Below are 17,362 nucleotides of genomic sequence, written 5' to 3' on the forward strand. Positions count from 1 at the left end.
CTGCCTTTGTTGTACGGCGAGGATCGCTCAGGACAGGAAACCGCCGTCCACGTTCAGCGATACGCCCGTGGTGTAGCTCGAGGCGTCGCTGGCCAGGTAGAGCACGGCGCCGGCCATTTCGCTCGGGTCGGCCACGCGCTTGAGGGGGATCTGCGCCAGGGCGGTCTTGAGGATGGCGTCGTTCTTCACCAGCGCCGAGGCGAACTTGGTGTCGGTCAGGCCCGGCAGCAGGGCATTGCAGCGGATGCCGAACTGCGCGCATTCCTTGGCGAAGACCTTGGTCATGTTGATCACCGCCGCCTTGGTCACCGAGTAGATGCCCTGGAAGATGCCGGGGGACACGCCGTTGATCGAGGCCACGTTGATGATGCTGCCGCCGCCGTTGTCGCGCATCAGCTTGCCGGCTTCCACCGACATGAAGAAGTAGCCGCGGATGTTGACGTCGACGGTCTTCTGGAAGGCGCCGAGGTCGGTGTCCAGCACGTTGCAGAACTGCGGGTTGGTGGCGGCGTTGTTGACCAGGATGTCCAGGCGCCCGAACTGTTCGCGGATGCCGGCGAACACCTGGCTGATCTGCTCCATCTCGCCGATATGGCAGGCGATGGCGGTGGCCTTGCCGCCGGCGGCGATGATGGCGTCGGCCACATGCTGGCAGCCTTCGAGCTTGCGGCTCGAGACGATCACATGGGCGCCTTGCTGGGCCAGCAGCTTGGCGATGGCTTCACCGATGCCGCGGCTGGCGCCGGAGACGAAAGCGATCTTGCCGTCGAGGTCGAACAACTGAGTCTTGGACATGGTTTTTCCTTATTGTGTGCCTGGCGCCGGGACGATCAGAGGCTGGATTTTTGGATGACCTGCAGGCTCATCTGCTCCAGCAGCTTGTTCATGTGGATGAACTGCGCGAAGCGTTTGTCCTGGGTCTGGCCATGGAAGAAGCGGTAGTAGATCTGCTGCACGATGCCGGCCAGGCGGAACAGGCCGTAGGTGTAGTAGAAGTCGAAATTGCCGATCTGGATGCCGGCGCGCTCGGCGTAATAGTCGACGAACTGCTGGCGGGTCAGCATGCCCGGGGCGTTGCTCGGCTGGCGGCGCATCAGTTGCACCGGCGCCGGGTCGCTGGCTTCGATCCAGTAGGCCAGGGTGTTGCCCAGGTCCATCAGCGGGTCGCCCAGGGTGGTCAGCTCCCAGTCCAGCACGCCGATGATCTGCATCGGGTTGGCCGGGTCGAGGATCACGTTGTCGAAGCGGTAGTCGTTGTGCACGATGCTGGAGGTCGGGTGATCGGCCGGCATCTTGTCGTTGAGCCAGGCCTTGACCGCTTCCCACTTGGGCGCGTCGGGGGTCAGGGCTTTCTCGTAGCGGTCGCTCCAGCCCTTGATCTGGCGTTGCACATAACCTTCGGGCTTGCCCAGGTCGCTCAGGCCGCAGGCCTTGTAGTCGACGCGGTGCAGATCGACGAACTTGTCGATGAAGCTCTTGCACAGGGTTTCGGTCCTGGCCGCGTCGAAACCCAGCTCCGGCGGCAGGTCGGAGCGCAGGATGATGCCCTTGACCCGCTCCATCACATAGAACTCGGCGCCGATCACCGATTCGTCGGTGCAGTGCACATAGGCTTTCGGGCAATACGGAAAGCCGTCCTTGAGCTGGTTGAGGATGCGGTATTCGCGGCCCATGTCGTGGGCCGACTTGGCCTTGTGGCCAAAGGGCGGGCGGCGCAGGACGAATTCCTGCTCCGGGTATTCCAGCAGGTAGGTCAGGTTCGAAGCGCCGCCCGGAAACTGGCTGATCTGCGGGGTGCCGGTCAGGCCCGGAATATGTGCCTTGAGGTACGGATCGATCAGGTTGGCATCGAGTTCCTCGCCGGAGCGAGTACGGGTGGACTGGTCAGTAAGCGCCATGCTTATCCCTTCTGCTTATTCTGGAGGCCAGAGATTATTGACTAATCTAATGCGCCCACCTGAGCGCCACAATCGCCGAAGGGCTTTATAGGTGAGCGTGTTGCCGGACAATCATTGCTTTTGATACAAGCGTTTGAATGTGCCCGGCTTCACTCTAGTCCAGATCGCGGGGCCTGAATGAGCATTCCGACCGGGCTCGCGCATCGACAGCCGGTTGCTGCGCTGCGGCAAGACCTGCACAGCGCGGCGGGCGTTTTTCGTAGCGCCTGGTTCAGTTCGGCGCAGGCAGGGCGATAGGCGTCAACAGCGGCTGGCCGCTGAAATGGGCGACGAGGTTCTTACCCACCAGCTCCACCGTGGCCTGGGTCGCTTCCGGCGACAGCCCGGCGACGTGCGGCGTCAGCACCACATTGTTCAGGGTCTTCAAGGCATCCGGCACCCGCGGCTCGTCGTCGAACACGTCCAGGGCCGCGCCGGCGATGCTGCGTTGCTCCAGGGCCTGCAGCAGGTCGGCGGTATTGACCACGCTGGCGCGGGCGATGTTCACCAGGAACCCCTCCGGGCCCAGGGCCTGCAGCACGGCTTTGTCGATCAGCTGGCGAGTGCCCAGGCCGCCGGGCGTGGCGACTATCAGGAAGTCCGAATGCCGCGCCAGTTCGGTCGGGGTCGGGCAGAAACTGTAGGGCACGTCGCTGCGGATCTGCCGGTTGTGGTAGCTGACGCTCATGTCGAAGCCATTGGCGCAGCGCTTGGCGATGGCCAGGCCGACGGCGCCAAGGCCGAGGACACCCAGGCGCTTGCCGGCCAGGGAAGGGCGCATGACTTTCGGCCATTCGCCGCGTCGCACGGCGGCATCGGCGCGGGGAATGTCACGCACCAGGGACAGCAGCAGGGCCATGGCGTGGTCGGCCACCGACGAGGCGTTGACCCCGGCGCCGTTGCTCACCGCGATCCCGTGGTTGCTCGCCGCTTGCAGGTCGACCTGCTCGTAGCCAGCGCCGATCACACAGATGATTTCCAGGTGCGGCAGGGCGGCGATTTCTTCGGCGGTCAGGCCCAGCGGGCCACGGGTGAGCACGGCGTTGATCTGCCCGGCATGGGCCTTGATGGCGGCCGCCCGTTCGCTGGGCGTCGGCGCGAGGATCAGGTGGAAGCCCTGGTTTTCCAGGATCCACAGGTAGTCATTGATGGTTTCGACGAGGACCAGAACGGTGGCGGGCATGCGTGTCTCCTGAAGGACTGAAGAGGGACGGACGGCGTACGGCACATCGACGACAACCGGCGTACAGCTCCTGGAGCTGCTGTACCGTGATAAACCACTCAAAGGCTCAAGATTGCGGATTACAGGGCGCTTTGGCAAGGTGCCGTCGCGGGTTTTTCCCGCGTCTGCGGCCTGGAGAATGTCGCCGCTCTCGAGTGCCTTATCGCCAGCAAGCTTGGCTCCTACAGAAGCAGCGGCGATCACGGTCTCGCGCCTGACATGGCTTCTGTAGGAGCGAGGCTTGCCCGCGATAACGGACTGGAGGGCACCACTCCTTCAGGGTGAATGCTCAGAAGCGAATATCAGCAGTTTTCACTCGCCGGACAAAGGCGCCGTCCAGGGTCGCGTTGTGGTGCTCGATGATCGCCCGGGCCGACAGCGCCGGGGTGTCCATGCAGGTGTGGGCATCCTCCACCAGCACGGCGGCGAACCCTAGGTCCAGGGCGGCGCGGCAGGTGGCGTCGATGCAGTACTGGGTTTTCATGCCGACGATCACCAGTTCATCGATCTGCTCGGCCCGCAGCTGTTCGGCCAGCCCGGTGCCGACAAAACAATTGGGGCGGGTTTTGTCCAGCCGCAGGTCGCTGGCTTCGAGCTGCAATTGCGGCAGCAGTTGCCACGGCGCGCTGCCGGCGGCGATGGGCGAACCTTGCGGGCCGGTATGGCGCACGGCGATCACCGGCGCGCCGGCCTGCCGGGCGCGGTGGATCAACTGGTTGATGTTGTCGAGCACGCGCTGCCCCTTGAAGGGCTGCTCTGGCCCGTGAAACAGGCCGACCTGCATGTCGACGATCAGCAGGGCGGGGCGCTGGGCCTGGGGTGACGGCATGGTGTTTCTCCTTGTGAGCCAGCTGGACGGAGAAACAAAAGGCCCCGTCCATTGCTGGCGGGGCCTTGGGTTCGACTGCGCTGTTGTCAGCTCATGCAGCGACCACACGACCCGCCGGAAGCGGTCGTGGTGGTAGTGCGGGTGAGGCGGCGCGGGAAAGGATTCATGGCGCCGATCATGGGGCCAGGGTTCGCGCACTGTCAATCCGAGGGGATGCTGGTTTGAGTGTCCGGACATTGGCGGTTTTCAGCCGTCGGGCGAAGGCGCCGAAAGCTTGTTGTCGCGTTTTGCAGCGCTGCATCAGCGAGCCGGGCGGGCGGGTAATCGAAGGGCTCCGTGGGCTACGCTGAGCTTGCTTGAGTGTCTTGAGCGGATGCGGGTCAGTGCTCCTGACCAGCAGGTCGCTTTCAGGACACGATGGGTCGCCTGGGTGCAATCGCCGGGCTATGGTGATGGGCAAGCTTCCAGGATGCCCCGGACCCGGTGCGCCAAGACACTTGGCCGGAGAGCAAGAATGGCGACCGAGGATCCACGCCTCCGTGACGTGGTCGGGCGCTGCAGCCGAAGACTCCGGACGGCTGCCGCTATGCGGCGGTGGCGTTCGAGATGCCGAGGTACGTTTATGTCTGATGACACGCTTCACCTGCCTTTGATTCACAGCGTATTGGAGCGCGAAAAGGACACTCCCGGTGCCTTGCTGCCCATTCTCCACGCCATCCAGGACGGTTGTGGGTACATCCCCGACACCGCCATCCCCGAGATCGCCCATGCCCTCAACCTCAGCCTGGCTGAAGTGCACGGCGTGATCAGCTTCTACCACGATTTCCGTACCACACCGCCCGCGCGCCATACCCTGCGCCTGTGCCGGGCCGAGTCCTGCCAGAGCCGGGGCGCCGAACACCTGGCTGCGCAGCTGCGCGAACAACTGTTGCTGGACGACCATGGCACCACCGCCGACGGCAGTATCAACCTGCGTCCCGTCTATTGCCTGGGGGCCTGCGCCTGTTCGCCGGCCCTGGAACTGGACGGCGAGCTGCACGCCCGGATCACCCCCGAGCGCCTGCGCCAGCTGGTCAGTGGCTGCCTGGAGGATGGCGCATGCTGAAGCTCTATATCCCCCGTGATTCGGTGGCCCGTGCCGTGGGCGCGGACAAGGTGGCCGTGGCGCTGGTGCGTGAGGCCGAACGTCGACAACTGCCCTTGGAGCTGTGCCGCACCAGCTCCCGTGGCCTCTATTGGCTGGAGCCGCTGCTGGAAGTGGACAGCGCCGACGGCCGCCTGGGTTTCGGCCCCCTGACCGCGGAGGACGTACCGAGCCTGCTCGACGCCCTGGCGGCAGATCCTGTCAGCCATCCCTTGGCCCTGGGGCCGGTGGAAGAGATCCCCTATCTGAAGAGCCAGCAGCGCCTGCTGTTCGCTCGGGCCGGCATCACCCAGCCGCTGTCCCTGGACGATTACCGCGCCCAGGGCGGTTTCCGCGGCCTGGCCCGGGCCATCCAGATGGCGGGCGCTGAGGTGGTCGCCAGCGTACTCGACTCCGGCCTGCGCGGCCGGGGTGGCGCGGCCTTTCCGGCGGGTATCAAGTGGCGCACCGTGCGCGAAGCCGTGGGTGCCCAGAAATATGTGGTCTGTAACGCCGATGAAGGCGACTCCGGCACCTTCGCCGACCGCATGTTGATGGAGGGCGACCCCTTCCTGCTGATCGAAGGCATGATCATCGCCGGCATCGCCGTGGGCGCCAGCCAGGGCTATATCTACGTGCGCTCGGAATACCCGGACGCCATCGGCACCCTGAACGAGGCCCTGCGCATCGCCCGCGAGGCCGGTTACCTGGGGGCGAACGTGGGCGGTAGTGGCCGCCCCTTCGAGCTGGACGTGCGGGTGGGGGCCGGCGCCTACATCTGCGGTGAGGAAACGGCGCTGCTGGAGTCCCTCGAAGGCAAGCGCGGCACGGTTCGCGCCAAACCGCCGCTGCCGGCCCTGCAAGGCCTGTTCGGCTTGCCAACGCTGGTGCACAACGTGCTGACCCTGGCCTCGGTCCCGATCATCCTGGAGAAGGGCGCGCAGTTCTATCGCGACTTCGGCATGGGACGTTCCCTGGGCACCATGCCGTTCCAACTGGCCGGCAACGTCCGCCAGGCGGGCCTGGTCGAACGCGCCTTCGGCCTGAGCCTGCGCGAGCTGGTGGAAGGTTATGGCGGCGGTACCGCCAGCGGCCGGCCATTGAAGGCGGCGCAAGTGGGTGGGCCGCTGGGGGCCTGGGTGCCCCCCGCGCAGTTCGATACACCGCTGGACTATGAGGCGTTCACCGCCATGGGCGCGATGCTCGGCCACGGTGGCGTAGTGGTCGCCGACGACAGCCTGGACATGGCCCAGATGGCCCGTTTCGCCTTGCAGTTCTGCGCCGAGGAATCCTGCGGCAAGTGCACGCCGTGCCGGATCGGCTCGACCCGCGGGGTGGAGGTGGTGGACCGCTTGATCGCCAGCACCGACGCCGCGGCCCGCGAGGAACAGGCGCTGCTGCTGCAAGACCTCTGCGACACCCTGCAATACGGCTCGCTCTGTGCCCTGGGCGGGATGACTTCCTACCCTGTCGCCAGCGCCCTCAAGCACTTTCCCGCCGACTTCGGTCTGGCGACCACGGAGGCCGACCAATGATCAATATCTTCGACCCAACCAGCGATATCGACCTCGGCACCCCGGCCCGCGAAAGCGCGGTGCAGGTCAGCCTGACCATCGACGGCCGCGAGATCAGCGTGGCTTCCGGCACTTCGGTGATGCGCGCCGCGGCACTGCTCGGCACCACCATCCCCAAACTCTGCGCCACCGACAGCCTGGAAGCCTTCGGCTCCTGCCGCATGTGCCTGGTGGAGATCGAGGGCATGCGCGGCTATCCGGCCTCCTGCACCACGCCGGTGACCGAGGGCATGGTCGTCCACACCCAGACCTCCAAACTCGCCAGCCTGCGGCGCAACGTGATGGAGCTGTACATCTCCGACCACCCGCTGGACTGCCTGACGTGCTCGGCCAACGGCAACTGCGAGTTGCAGACGGTGGCGGGGCAGGTGGGCCTGCGGGAAGTGCGCTACGGCTACGAGGGCGCCAACCACCTGGACGAACAGAAGGACGTCTCCAACCCCTATTTCGACTACGACCCGAGCAAGTGCATCGTCTGCAACCGTTGCGTGCGCGCCTGCGAGGAAACCCAGGGCACCTTCGCCCTGACGATCAGCGGGCGCGGCTTCGATTCGCGGGTGGCGGCGGCCGGCGGCGACAACTTCCTCGACTCCGAGTGCGTGTCCTGCGGCGCCTGCGTGCAGGCCTGCCCGACCGCGACCCTGATGGAAAAGAGCGTGGTGGAAATCGGCCAGCCCGAGCGCAGCGTCATCACCACCTGCGCCTACTGCGGCGTGGGCTGCTCCTTCCGCGCCGAAATGAAAGGCGAGCAACTGGTGCGCATGGTCCCGGACAAGAACGGCCAGGCCAACCACGGCCATTCCTGCGTCAAAGGGCGCTTTGCCTGGGGCTACGCCACCCACCCGGACCGCATCACCAAGCCGATGATCCGCAAGCACATCAGCGATCCGTGGCAAGAGGTCAGCTGGGAAGAGGCGGTCACCTACGCGGCCAGCGAGTTGCGCCGCATCCAGCTGAAATACGGACGCGACTCCATCGGCGGCATCACCTCCAGCCGTTGCACCAACGAAGAGACGTACCTGGTGCAGAAGCTGGTGCGCACCGCCTTCGGCAACAACAACGTCGACACCTGCGCCCGGGTCTGCCATTCGCCCACCGGCTACGGCCTCAAGCAGACGCTGGGCGAGTCCGCCGGCACCCAGAGTTTCGACTCGGTGATGCAGGCCGACGTCATCCTGGTGATGGGCGCCAACCCTACCGACGCGCACCCGGTATTCGGCTCCCAGCTCAAGCGCCGCCTGCGCCAGGGCGCGCGGCTGATCGTCATCGACCCGCGGCGCATCGACCTGGTGGATTCGCCCCATGCCCGTGCCGACCTGCATTTGCAGCTGCGTCCGGGCACCAACGTGGCCATGCTCAATGCATTGGCCCATGTGATCGTCACCGAGGGCCTGGTCAACCAGCCTTTCGTCGATCAGCGCTGCGAAGCGGCGGACTTCGCCCGCTGGCGCGATTTCGTCAGCCTGGCGGAGAATTCCCCCGAGGTCCTGGGGCCGATTTGCGGGGTGCCGGCCAAACAGATCCGCGAGGCCGCGCGGCTGTACGCCACCGGTGGCAACGCGGCCATCTACTACGGCCTGGGCGTCACCGAGCACAGCCAGGGCAGCACCTCGGTGATGGGCATCGCCAACCTGGCGATGGTCACCGGCAACATCGGCCGCGAGGGTGTCGGGGTCAACCCGCTGCGCGGGCAGAACAACGTCCAGGGCTCCTGCGACATGGGTTCCTTCCCCCATGAGCTGCCTGGCTATCGGCATATTTCCAACGAGGCGGTGCGCGCCGAGTTCGAACAGGCCTGGAACGTGACCCTGCAACCCGACCCGGGCCTGCGCATCCCCAACATGTTCGAGGCGGCCCTGGACGGCACCTTCAAGGCGCTCTACTGCCAGGGCGAGGACATCGCCCAGAGCGACCCCAACACCCAGCACGTGACCGCCGCCCTGACGGCCATGGAGTGCGTGGTGGTGCAGGACATCTTCCTCAACGAGACGGCCAAGTTCGCCCATGTGTTCCTGCCGGGCAGCTCCTTCCTCGAGAAGGACGGCACCTTCACCAACGCCGAGCGCCGCATCTCGCGGGTGCGCAAGGTCATGGAACCGCTGGCCGGCAAGGCCGACTGGGAGGCCACCATCGCCCTGGCCGACGCCCTGGGCTACAAGATGCAGTACAGCCATCCATCGGAGATCATGGATGAGATCGCACGCCTGACCCCGACTTTCCACCGTGTCAGCTACGCCGAGCTGGACCGTCACGGCAGCCTGCAATGGCCGTGCAACGATGCCGCGCCGGACGGCACGCCGACCATGCACATCGATGAGTTCGTGCGCGGCAAGGGCCGCTTCATGCTCACCGGCTACGTGCCCACCGAGGAGAAGGTCAACAGTCGCTACCCGTTGCTGCTGACCACCGGGCGCATCCTCAGCCAGTACAACGTCGGCGCCCAGACCCGGCGCACCGACAACGTGGCCTGGCACGAGGAGGACCGCCTGGAAATCCACCCGACCGACGCCGAGAACCGCGGCATCGTCGATGGCGACTGGGTCGGCATCGGCAGCCGCGCCGGGCAGACGGTGCTGCGCGCCAAGGTCAGCGAGCGGGTGGCGCCGGGGGTGGTCTACACCACCTTCCACTTCCCGGAATCGGGCGCCAACGTGATCACCACCGACAACTCCGACTGGGCCACCAACTGCCCGGAATACAAGGTGACGGCGGTGGAGGTGGTGCGGGTCAACCAGCCTTCCGAATGGCAGAAGCGTTATCAGGCGTTCAGCGATGAACAGGGGCGCCTGCTGCGGGAACGTCGTCATGCCGAGAAAGCCGAGGTACGCCGATGAGCAGCGAAAGCCTGATCAAGATGGCCAACCAGATTGCCCAGTTCTTCGCCAGCGAACCGGACAAGGCCCAGGCAGTGCGCAGCGTGCGCCAGCACCTGAAAAGCTTCTGGACGCCGGCCATGCGCAGAGAGTTGGCCGCCTGGGAGGTGACACACCCCGGCGCGGCGCTGCACCCCCTGGTGCAGGCGGCGTTGAAGGAAGAGGAAACGCAAGGGCAGACCTAGCGTCTGCCTATGGCGGGCAAACCTTGAACCGGACCGCCTTGTTGCAACCAACCAGAAGCCAGGGCCTTGCCCTGGCTTCTGCGTTCAGTACGAAGGCCAGGCCTGGACCTGAATCCAGCGCTTGCCGCCGATCAATGAAAGGCTGCGCCTGACCCCGCAAAACCGCGCTCCAGACATCTGCACCGGCAAACCGTTCCTCAGCTAAGTCTTTGCTTCTGCCGAGTAATCCCGGACAATCGCGCCCCTGTTTCGGCGAGGGCTCTGTCTGTCGGGTATTCCGACGCGTCCTGGCCGAGTGGCAAATGACCGGAATGTGGAGATCCCACCGGATGAATGATCAGGCCAACAGCGTTGATCAACGCTTTGAAGCGGCAGCCCCAGCGACCCTCGCGAGCTGGAATCGCCAAGACACTACCTGGATGCTGGGCCTGTTCGGCACCGCCATCGGCGCAGGGACCCTGTTCTTACCGATCAACGCCGGCCTGGGCGGCTTCTGGCCGCTGCTGATCCTGGCGCTGCTGGCGTTCCCGATGACCTTCTTCGCCCACCGTGGCCTGACCCGCTTCGTGCTCTCCGGGCGTGACGGCGCGGACATCACCGAAGTGGTGGAAGAGCATTTCGGGATCAAGGCCGGCGCCCTGATCACCTTGCTGTACTTCTTCGCCATCTTCCCGATCCTGCTGATCTACAGCGTGGCCCTGACCAACACCGTGGGCAGTTTCATGGAGCACCAGCTGCACATCATGCCGCCGCCGCGCGCCGTGCTGTCGCTGGTGCTGATCCTCGGCCTGCTGGCCGTGGTGCGCTGCGGCGAGCAGGTGATCGTCAAGGCCATGAGCCTGATGGTCTACCCGTTCATCGTCGCCTTGCTGTTCCTCGCGGTGTTCCTGGTTCCGCACTGGAACGGCGGCATCCTCAGCACCGCCAGCACCCTGCCTGAACCTTCGGCGTTCCTGCACACCCTGTGGCTGGCGATCCCGGTCATGGTGTTCTCGTTCAACCATTCGCCGATCATCTCGGCCTTTGCCGTGGACCAGAAGCGTCGTTATGGCGCACACGCCGAAGAGCGCAGCTCGCAGATCCTCTCCCGCGCGCACCTGCTGATGGTGGCGATGGTGCTATTCTTCGTCTTCAGTTGCGTGCTGACCCTGTCGCCGGCCCAACTGGCCGAAGCCAAGGCGCAGAACCTGTCGATCCTGTCGTACCTGGCCAACCACTTCAGCAACCCGACCATCGCTTTCGCCGCGCCGCTGATCGCGTTCGTGGCCATCGCCAAGTCGTTCCTGGGCCATTACATCGGCGCCAGCGAAGGCCTCAAGGGGCTGATCGTGAAAAGCGGCCGCCGCCCGGGCGCCAAGGCCCTGGACCGCATGACCGCGGCCTTCATGCTGGTGGTGTGCTGGATAGTCGCCACGCTCAACCCGAGCATCCTCGGGATGATCGAGACCCTGGGCGGCCCGATCATCGCGGCCATCCTGTTCCTGATGCCGATGTACGCCATCCGCAAGGTGCCGGCCATGGCCCGCTACCGCGGCCAGGCCTCCAACGTGTTCGTCACCCTGGTCGGCCTGGTGGCAATCACCGCGCTGGTCTACTCCCTGAGCGCCTGACCCGCCGGCGGCCCACCGCGCGTTGGCGGTGGGTTGCCGCGCAGAAATGCCTGATTCAGCGAAGCCAGGGCCGCTGACTGCGTGTAAAGCGCGGCGCGGCCGTTTTTCTGGTAGGCCGCAAAGTCCAGGGCCAGCAAGTGGTCGCGGTTGACCCGTTGCGGCTGGCCGAGCCGGCTCAGCACCACGCCATGGCGCAGGAAGTAACGCTCCAGCGCCGGCGTGGTGACCGCCACCACCGAGTTCGCGCCCAGGGTCCAGGCGGTGTGCAGGGTGTGCCAGAACACCCGCATCGGCAGCTTGCCGTTTTCCAGGGCCGAGGCGGCGAAACGCGAGATTTCCCAGGTGTCGTGCTGCCGCGGCAAGGGCCGGTCGCAGAGAAAACCGAACACGTCCGCCAGCAGATAGGGCTGGGTGGTCGGCAGCAAGCGGGCGCAGCCGTGGATCTTTTCCTCGCTGTCCAGCGCCAGGGTGTAGCGGGTGTCGGCATGGTCGAACTGATCGACCTCGTGCCCGCACTCGCGGGTGCAGGCGGGTAGTCGCCAACCCAATTGCTTGATGAAGACCGCATGGCGATAGCGGCCGAGGTCGTCGCGCAGTGTCGGTGAAAGCTGGCTTTCATGCCGTGAAACCACAGTGATCATGGGTCGATATCCTTATCGTCGAATGAAGCATCAGATCAGCCCCAGGACGGCGGCATAGGCGGCGGCCAGGGTCTTGTTGGCTGCGCCGAATTTCTTCTGGATGACCTTGAGGTGGAAGTTCACGGTATTCACCGAGATGCCCAGGATCAGGGCAATCTCCCCGGAACTCTTGCCGTCGGCCGTCCATTGCAGGATTTCCCGCTCGCGCGCGCTCAGCTCCAGCTGTTCGACCTGGCTGCTGGGGTGCCCGAGTTCGCCGAGGCGCGTGGTCGCCAGTTCGATGATGCAGCGCAGGCGCAGGCGGATTTCGCCCAGTTCCACGGCGCTGATCGCCGTGCATTCGCGGGCCACCGACAACACGCTCAGGGCGCTGTCGGGCGTGTGGATGGGCAAGGTGGCGCCCACCCGCAAACCCCATTCCCGGGCCTCGCCCCACAGTACCGAGCCTTTGCCGAACAAGGCGTCGCTCCAGACCACCATTTCCGTGGAGCGCAGGCCGTTGAGGATCGTCGGGTCGATCGCGGCGTAGTTCTGTTGCTGGTAACGCTCTATCCAGGCTTGCGGATAGGAGCCATAGATATCGATTTTCGGGCGGGTGAAGGGGATCGAATGCCTGACTCCGTAAGCGTAGAAATCAAACCCCAGGGACCGGACTTCCCGTTCCAGCAGCGCGAATACCTGTGCGCTCTCCTGTTGCTTGAGCATCTCCATGCGCAGGTCGTTCCACCAGTGCATGAAATCCTGTCGTTTCTCCATGGCGTTTGCCTTGATTCCTTGCACGTCAGGGAATCTAGTCCAGGGCAATACGCTGTCAATATTCATGAAGTTCATAGAAAACCCCGCAACTGCCCTGATCCGGCGTCCTTCATCGGGCCGCCCGGGCGCGGGGCCGGCAATTCGGACGGTGGCACTCTGCAAGGGGGCTCATGGCCAAGGCTGGCCTGCGTCAATATGTCGCGCTGTGGCCGCGTGCCGTAAAGGCGCTGGCCAGGCCGATAAGGGCAAAAGACGTCCCCGGCAAAACCGCTGGCGATCATGCACATAACTCTTTTCCTTGAGTGTTCTGGCTGTCTCCGGCCAGGGGGATGGGGCAGTTTCAGGCAGAGCGCAGGCGGGTGATGGGTTCCACAGCGGTGGCCGGCTCGCGGGCGCTCGGCAGCAACTGGGCGAGCAGGGCGCGATGTACGCCGTCGGCGGCGGTTCTCGATTCCAGGTCGAGAAAGTGCCCGCTGCCCTCGACCACCGCAAAGCTGCAATCGCGCACATAACGGCGGAACTGCCGGGCGTCCTGCGCCGGGGTGTATTCGTCCCACGCGCCATTGATGAAGTGCACATGGCTGTCGATCGCTGCCAGGCGCTGGACGAAGGTGCCCTGGTTGAGCCTGAGCGCCTGTTCGATATGAAAGCGCACCTGGTGCCGCTCGGCGTCCACCAGGGTGGCCATGTGCAGCTGGTTGGCGGCCTTCAGGCGCGGTGGCAGGTGCTTGCCCAGGGTGTCGTTGAGCAGGTGGCCGATCCCGCCGCTGTCCTGCCGTTCCAGCAAGGCCTGGGCGCCGCTTATGTAATCGAGCATCGGCGGGTTGAGGAGGGGGGTGAAGGACATCACCACCGAGCTTTCCACGGTGCCCGGGTTGTGGGTCAGGGCCAGCAGGGTCGACAGGCCGCCCCAGGAGGTGGACACCACATGGTTGACCTTGAAACGCTCGATCAGCGCCAGCAGGATCGCCACTTCGTCGTCCTTGGTCACCAGGCGCTGGTCCGGGTTATGTGGCCGCGAGTTGCCGGAGAATGGCAGGTCGAACATCACCACATTGAAATGCTCGGCCAGGCAGCGGCTGGTGCGGGCGAAGGCGGTGGTGGTGGCCATGGCGCCGTTGACCAGCAACACCGTCTTGCGCTGCGGGTCGTTGCCCAATTGTTCGACATGCACACAGTAGTCGTTGAACGCTTTCTCGATCACACAATGGTTACGCCACATAGCACACCTCCATTTGTTGCTTTTGACGGGGCGAAAGAGTCCGCGGCAGCTGAGATCCAGCTGTCGTGCGCGGGATGTTTTTATAGTCGTGTGAGCGCTTTGAGCGATCGGCGCGGGTTGACAGCTGTCATCCCAAGGCCGTGGCAAGCGGGCAGCGTTCGACGTTCGGGCGAGCGTCGGGTGCCGTTGGCAGTGGCGTGATTTTTAGCAAGGGCGGGGAGGGCTAACAACTACCAGATCTGGTAGGCAAAGACGCCTGGCGTTCTGCTGCCAGAGCGACTAGCGAGGCGATCGCCGGGATAAAAAAAACGCCGCGTATCGTCGTGGGATACGCGGCGTTCTTCATTGCCTTGCAGCCTTAGGCTTGAACCACCGGAATCTTGGCGTTCGCAGCAGCCTCACGGAACTCGGCGATCTGGTCGAAGCTCAGGTAGCGGTACACGTCCGCTGCCATGCTGTCGATCTTGCCGGCGTATTCCATGTATTCCTCGACGGTCGGCAGGCGACCCAGGATGGACGCAACGGACGCCAGCTCGGCCGAAGCCAGGTAGACGTTCGCGCCGTCACCCAGACGGTTCGGGAAGTTACGGGTCGAAGTCGAAACCACGGTGGAGTTCGGCTCTACACGTGCCTGGTTACCCATGCACAGCGAGCAGCCCGGCATTTCCATGCGCGCGCCAGCCTTGCCGTAGATGCCGTAGTAGCCTTCCTCGGTCAGCTGGTGAGCGTCCATCTTGGTCGGCGGCGACAGCCACAGGCGGGTTGGCAGCTGGCCCTTGACCTGATCCAGAAGTTTGCCGGCAGCGCGGAAGTGACCGATGTTGGTCATGCAGGAACCGATGAACACTTCGTCGATCTTCTCGCCAGCCACGCTGGAGAGCAGGCGAGCGTCGTCCGGGTCGTTCGGCGCGCAGAGCACAGGCTCCTTGACGTCGGCCAGGTCGATCTCGATGACTTCGGCGTATTCGGCGTCCTTGTCGGCTTCCAGCAGCTCAGGGTTGGCCAGCCAGGCTTCCATGGCTTGAGCGCGACGCTCCAGGGTACGGGCATCGCCGTAGCCTTCGCCGATCATCCAGCGCAGCAGGGTGATGTTCGACTGCAGGTATTCGGCGATCGACTCTTTGGACAGCTTGATGGTGCAACCGGCAGCCGAACGTTCGGCCGAGGCGTCGGACAGTTCGAAGGCTTGCTCGACGGTCAGGGTTTCCAGACCTTCGATCTCCAGGATGCGGCCGGAGAAGGCGTTCTTCTTGCCTTTCTTCTCGACGGTCAGCAGGCCTTTCTGGATCGCGTAGTAAGGGATGGCGTGGACCAGGTCACGCAGGGTGACGCCAGGCTGCAGCTTGCCCTTGAAGCGGACCAGGATCGATTCCGGCATGTCCAGCGGCATGACGCCAGTGGCGGCGGCGAAGGCCACCAGGCCGGAACCGGCCGGGAACGAGATGCCGATCGGGAAACGGGTGTGGGAGTCGCCACCGGTGCCGACGGTGTCCGGCAGCAGCATGCGGTTCAGCCAGCTGTGGATGATGCCGTCGCCCGGACGCAGGGACACGCCGCCACGGGTCATGATGAAGTCAGGCAGGGTGTGGTGGGTGGTGACGTCGATCGGCTTCGGATAAGCCGCGGTGTGGCAGAACGACTGCATCACCAGGTCGGTGGAGAAGCCCAGGCAAGCCAGGTCCTTCAGTTCGTCACGGGTCATCGGGCCAGTGGTGTCCTGGGAGCCGACGGTGGTCATCTTCGGTTCGCAGTAGGTGCCTGGACGCACGCCTTTGACGCCGCACGCCTTGCCGACCATTTTCTGCGCCAGGGTGAAGCCCTTGGTGCTTTCGGCCGGAGCTTCCGGCTTCTTGAACAGGTCCGAAGGTGGCAGGCCCAGTTCGGTGCGCGCCTTCTCGGTAAGGCCACGGCCGATGATCAGCGGGATACGACCGCCGGCACGGACTTCGTCGAGCAGGACCGGGGTCTTCATTTCGAAGGTGGCCAGGACTTCGTCGCTGTTGTGCTTGGTGACTTTACCGGCGTGCGGGTACAGGTCGATCACGTCGCCCATGTTCATCTTCGACACATCGAATTCGATCGGCAGGGCGCCGGCGTCTTCCATGGTGTTGTAGAAGATCGGTGCGATCTTGCTGCCGAAGCAGAAGCCGCCCGCGCGCTTGTTCGGCACGTAAGGAACGTCGTCGCCGAAGAACCACAGTACGGAGTTGGTTGCCGATTTACGGGACGAACCGGTACCGACCACGTCGCCGACGTAGGCGATCGGGAAGCCGTCGTTGCGCATCTGCTCGATCTGTTTCATCGGGCCGATGGCGCCTTGCTGGTCCGGAACGATGCCGTCACGGGCCATTTTCAGCATGGCCAGGGCGTGCAGCGGGATGTCAGGACGGGACCAGGCGTCCGGGGCAGGGGACAGGTCGTCGGTGTTGGTTTCGCCAGTCACCTTGAACACGCGCAGGCTGATCTTGTCGGCCAGTACCGGGCGGTTCTTGAACCACTCGCCGTCGGCCCAGGATTGCAGTACGGCTTGGGCGTGAACGTTGCCGTTCTTGGCTTTTTCCGCGACGTCGTGGAAGGCATCGAACATCAGCAGGGTGTGCTTGAGCTGTGCGGCCGCGACCGGCGCCAGCTCGGCGTCGTCCAGCAGCTCGACCAGGGTCACGATGTTGTAGCCGCCCTGCATGGTACCCAGCAGTTCAACGGCGCGCTTCTTGTCCAGCAGAGGGGATTTGGCTTCGCCTTTGGCCAGCGCGGAGAGGAAACCGGCCTTTACATAGGCGGCTTCGTCGACTCCTGGCGGAACGCGATTGGTGATCAGGTCAACGAGGAAGGCTTCTTCGCCAGCGGGGGGATTCTTCAGCAGCTCGACCAGGCCTGCAGTTTGTTCGGCGTTTAGCGGCTGGGGAACGATACCCAGGGCTGCACGCTCTTCGATATGTTTGCGGTAGGCTTCAAGCACAGTATTACCCTCATCAGTGGTCCCAAATGGGTGTCCGGGACGCTCATCCCGAAATTGCCGTACTCATGCGCTGCGTGACGTTTTGGGTCGCTTAGCCAGAATTACCGACAATTCCTTACAGAAGCTGCTTTCAAAGTTTTACGCCTGCAGAACGGGAGCTGATGAGGGTTGGCGCTGGGCTTTCCCCGCTGGAAAGACCCATCGCCAACACCGCTCTGAAGGAACGACTGTGCTCGTGACGCTTTGAAAACAGCTTCTAACGGACATTGGCGCCTAAAAAGGCTGGCTGATTCTACGGCAAAAAAAATTTAAAGGTAAGACAGGGTCTATTGGACTTTGGTGGCGAGTCGCGTTGCTGGGCCAACGTGCGCGAGGCAAGGCGCGGGATGCCGCCAATGGTTGTTCCCTTGGCAAATCCTGCAACGCAGCCT

The 17,362-nt window shown here is 64.4% G+C and carries 13 protein-coding genes; 5 read left to right on the forward strand and 8 right to left on the reverse strand.

Annotation, left to right across the window (positions count from 1 at the left end; genetic code table 11):
* Window positions 1-27: 27 nt before the first annotated feature.
* From PVZ78_RS07455 to PVZ78_RS07470, 4 genes are all read right to left on the reverse strand, one after another.
* Window positions 28-795: an SDR family oxidoreductase gene (locus PVZ78_RS07455; protein WP_009048507.1), complete on the reverse strand. Its 768-nt coding sequence runs from the start codon at window positions 793-795 to the stop codon at window positions 28-30.
* 35 nt (window positions 796-830) lie between these two features.
* The gene (locus tag PVZ78_RS07460) at window positions 831-1,898 is read right to left on the reverse strand and encodes a phosphotransferase family protein (RefSeq protein WP_273828511.1); all 1,068 of its coding nucleotides are present in this window, start codon (window positions 1,896-1,898) and stop codon (window positions 831-833) included.
* A 271-nt stretch (window positions 1,899-2,169) separates the two neighbouring features.
* Entirely contained in the window at window positions 2,170-3,120 is a 951-nt protein-coding gene (locus tag PVZ78_RS07465; RefSeq protein ID WP_124344969.1) for a 2-hydroxyacid dehydrogenase, read from the reverse strand.
* A 328-nt stretch (window positions 3,121-3,448) separates the two neighbouring features.
* Window positions 3,449-3,988: a cysteine hydrolase family protein gene (locus tag PVZ78_RS07470; RefSeq protein WP_273828512.1), complete on the reverse strand. Its 540-nt coding sequence runs from the start codon at window positions 3,986-3,988 to the stop codon at window positions 3,449-3,451.
* Window positions 3,989-4,610: 622 nt separating this feature from the next.
* Here PVZ78_RS07470 and PVZ78_RS07475 point away from each other — a divergent pair.
* The 5 genes from PVZ78_RS07475 to PVZ78_RS07495 all read left to right on the forward strand — a co-directional run bounded on the left by PVZ78_RS07475 (window position 4,611) and on the right by PVZ78_RS07495 (window position 11,353).
* Window positions 4,611-5,093 (forward strand): formate dehydrogenase subunit gamma, encoded by a 483-nt coding sequence (locus tag PVZ78_RS07475; protein WP_009048511.1) that lies wholly within the window; start codon window positions 4,611-4,613, stop codon window positions 5,091-5,093.
* Entirely contained in the window at window positions 5,087-6,646 is a 1,560-nt protein-coding gene (locus tag PVZ78_RS07480) for a formate dehydrogenase beta subunit (protein WP_124313331.1), read from the forward strand. Before PVZ78_RS07475 ends, PVZ78_RS07480 begins: the two co-directional genes overlap by 7 nt.
* The gene (fdhF, locus tag PVZ78_RS07485; protein WP_038579749.1) at window positions 6,643-9,519 is read left to right on the forward strand and encodes a formate dehydrogenase subunit alpha; all 2,877 of its coding nucleotides are present in this window, start codon (window positions 6,643-6,645) and stop codon (window positions 9,517-9,519) included. The genes PVZ78_RS07480 and fdhF overlap by 4 nt, the downstream gene beginning before the upstream one ends.
* Window positions 9,516-9,743 carry a formate dehydrogenase subunit delta gene (locus tag PVZ78_RS07490; RefSeq protein WP_023968999.1) on the forward strand — a complete coding sequence of 76 codons (228 nt, stop codon included), beginning with the start codon at window positions 9,516-9,518 and terminating at the stop codon, window positions 9,741-9,743. The genes fdhF and PVZ78_RS07490 overlap by 4 nt, the downstream gene beginning before the upstream one ends.
* Window positions 9,744-10,072: 329 nt before the next feature.
* A complete protein-coding gene (locus tag PVZ78_RS07495; protein WP_009048515.1) occupies window positions 10,073-11,353 on the forward strand; it encodes a serine/threonine transporter in 1,281 nt (426 codons plus the stop codon).
* Here the strand turns inward: PVZ78_RS07495 and PVZ78_RS07500 are convergent.
* The 4 genes from PVZ78_RS07500 to acnB all read right to left on the reverse strand — a co-directional run bounded on the left by PVZ78_RS07500 (window position 11,335) and on the right by acnB (window position 16,931).
* Window positions 11,335-11,994 (reverse strand): acyl-homoserine-lactone synthase, encoded by a 660-nt coding sequence (locus PVZ78_RS07500; RefSeq protein WP_273828513.1) that lies wholly within the window; start codon window positions 11,992-11,994, stop codon window positions 11,335-11,337. The two genes, PVZ78_RS07495 and PVZ78_RS07500, sit on opposite strands and share 19 nt — an antisense overlap.
* 30 nt (window positions 11,995-12,024) lie before the next feature.
* Window positions 12,025-12,750, reverse strand: coding sequence for an autoinducer binding domain-containing protein (locus PVZ78_RS07505; protein ID WP_016701827.1), 726 nt, complete (start codon window positions 12,748-12,750; stop codon window positions 12,025-12,027).
* Between the two features lie 340 nt (window positions 12,751-13,090).
* Complete coding sequence (locus PVZ78_RS07510) at window positions 13,091-13,972, reverse strand: alpha/beta fold hydrolase (RefSeq protein ID WP_053268811.1); 882 nt, start codon at window positions 13,970-13,972, stop codon at window positions 13,091-13,093.
* Window positions 13,973-14,330: 358 nt separating this feature from the next.
* Complete coding sequence (gene acnB, locus PVZ78_RS07515) at window positions 14,331-16,931, reverse strand: bifunctional aconitate hydratase 2/2-methylisocitrate dehydratase (RefSeq protein WP_009048519.1); 2,601 nt, start codon at window positions 16,929-16,931, stop codon at window positions 14,331-14,333.
* Between the last annotated feature and the right edge of the window lie 431 nt (window positions 16,932-17,362).

Source organism: Pseudomonas sp. SBT1-2 (assembly GCF_028640875.1).
GTDB lineage: Bacteria > Pseudomonadota > Gammaproteobacteria > Pseudomonadales > Pseudomonadaceae > Aquipseudomonas > Aquipseudomonas chlororaphis_I.

Coding starts and splice junctions, on each gene's coding strand:
- PVZ78_RS07455 (WP_009048507.1), bottom strand. CDS start 795: ATGTCCAAGACTCAGTTGTTCGACCTCGACGGCAAGATCGCTTTCGTC.
- PVZ78_RS07460 (WP_273828511.1), bottom strand. CDS start 1,898: ATGGCGCTTACTGACCAGTCCACCCGTACTCGCTCCGGCGAGGAACTC.
- PVZ78_RS07465 (WP_124344969.1), bottom strand. CDS start 3,120: ATGCCCGCCACCGTTCTGGTCCTCGTCGAAACCATCAATGACTACCTG.
- PVZ78_RS07470 (WP_273828512.1), bottom strand. CDS start 3,988: ATGCCGTCACCCCAGGCCCAGCGCCCCGCCCTGCTGATCGTCGACATG.
- PVZ78_RS07475 (WP_009048511.1), top strand. CDS start 4,611: ATGTCTGATGACACGCTTCACCTGCCTTTGATTCACAGCGTATTGGAG.
- PVZ78_RS07480 (WP_124313331.1), top strand. CDS start 5,087: ATGCTGAAGCTCTATATCCCCCGTGATTCGGTGGCCCGTGCCGTGGGC.
- fdhF (WP_038579749.1), top strand. CDS start 6,643: ATGATCAATATCTTCGACCCAACCAGCGATATCGACCTCGGCACCCCG.
- PVZ78_RS07490 (WP_023968999.1), top strand. CDS start 9,516: ATGAGCAGCGAAAGCCTGATCAAGATGGCCAACCAGATTGCCCAGTTC.
- PVZ78_RS07495 (WP_009048515.1), top strand. CDS start 10,073: ATGAATGATCAGGCCAACAGCGTTGATCAACGCTTTGAAGCGGCAGCC.
- PVZ78_RS07500 (WP_273828513.1), bottom strand. CDS start 11,994: ATGATCACTGTGGTTTCACGGCATGAAAGCCAGCTTTCACCGACACTG.
- PVZ78_RS07505 (WP_016701827.1), bottom strand. CDS start 12,750: ATGGAGAAACGACAGGATTTCATGCACTGGTGGAACGACCTGCGCATG.
- PVZ78_RS07510 (WP_053268811.1), bottom strand. CDS start 13,972: ATGTGGCGTAACCATTGTGTGATCGAGAAAGCGTTCAACGACTACTGT.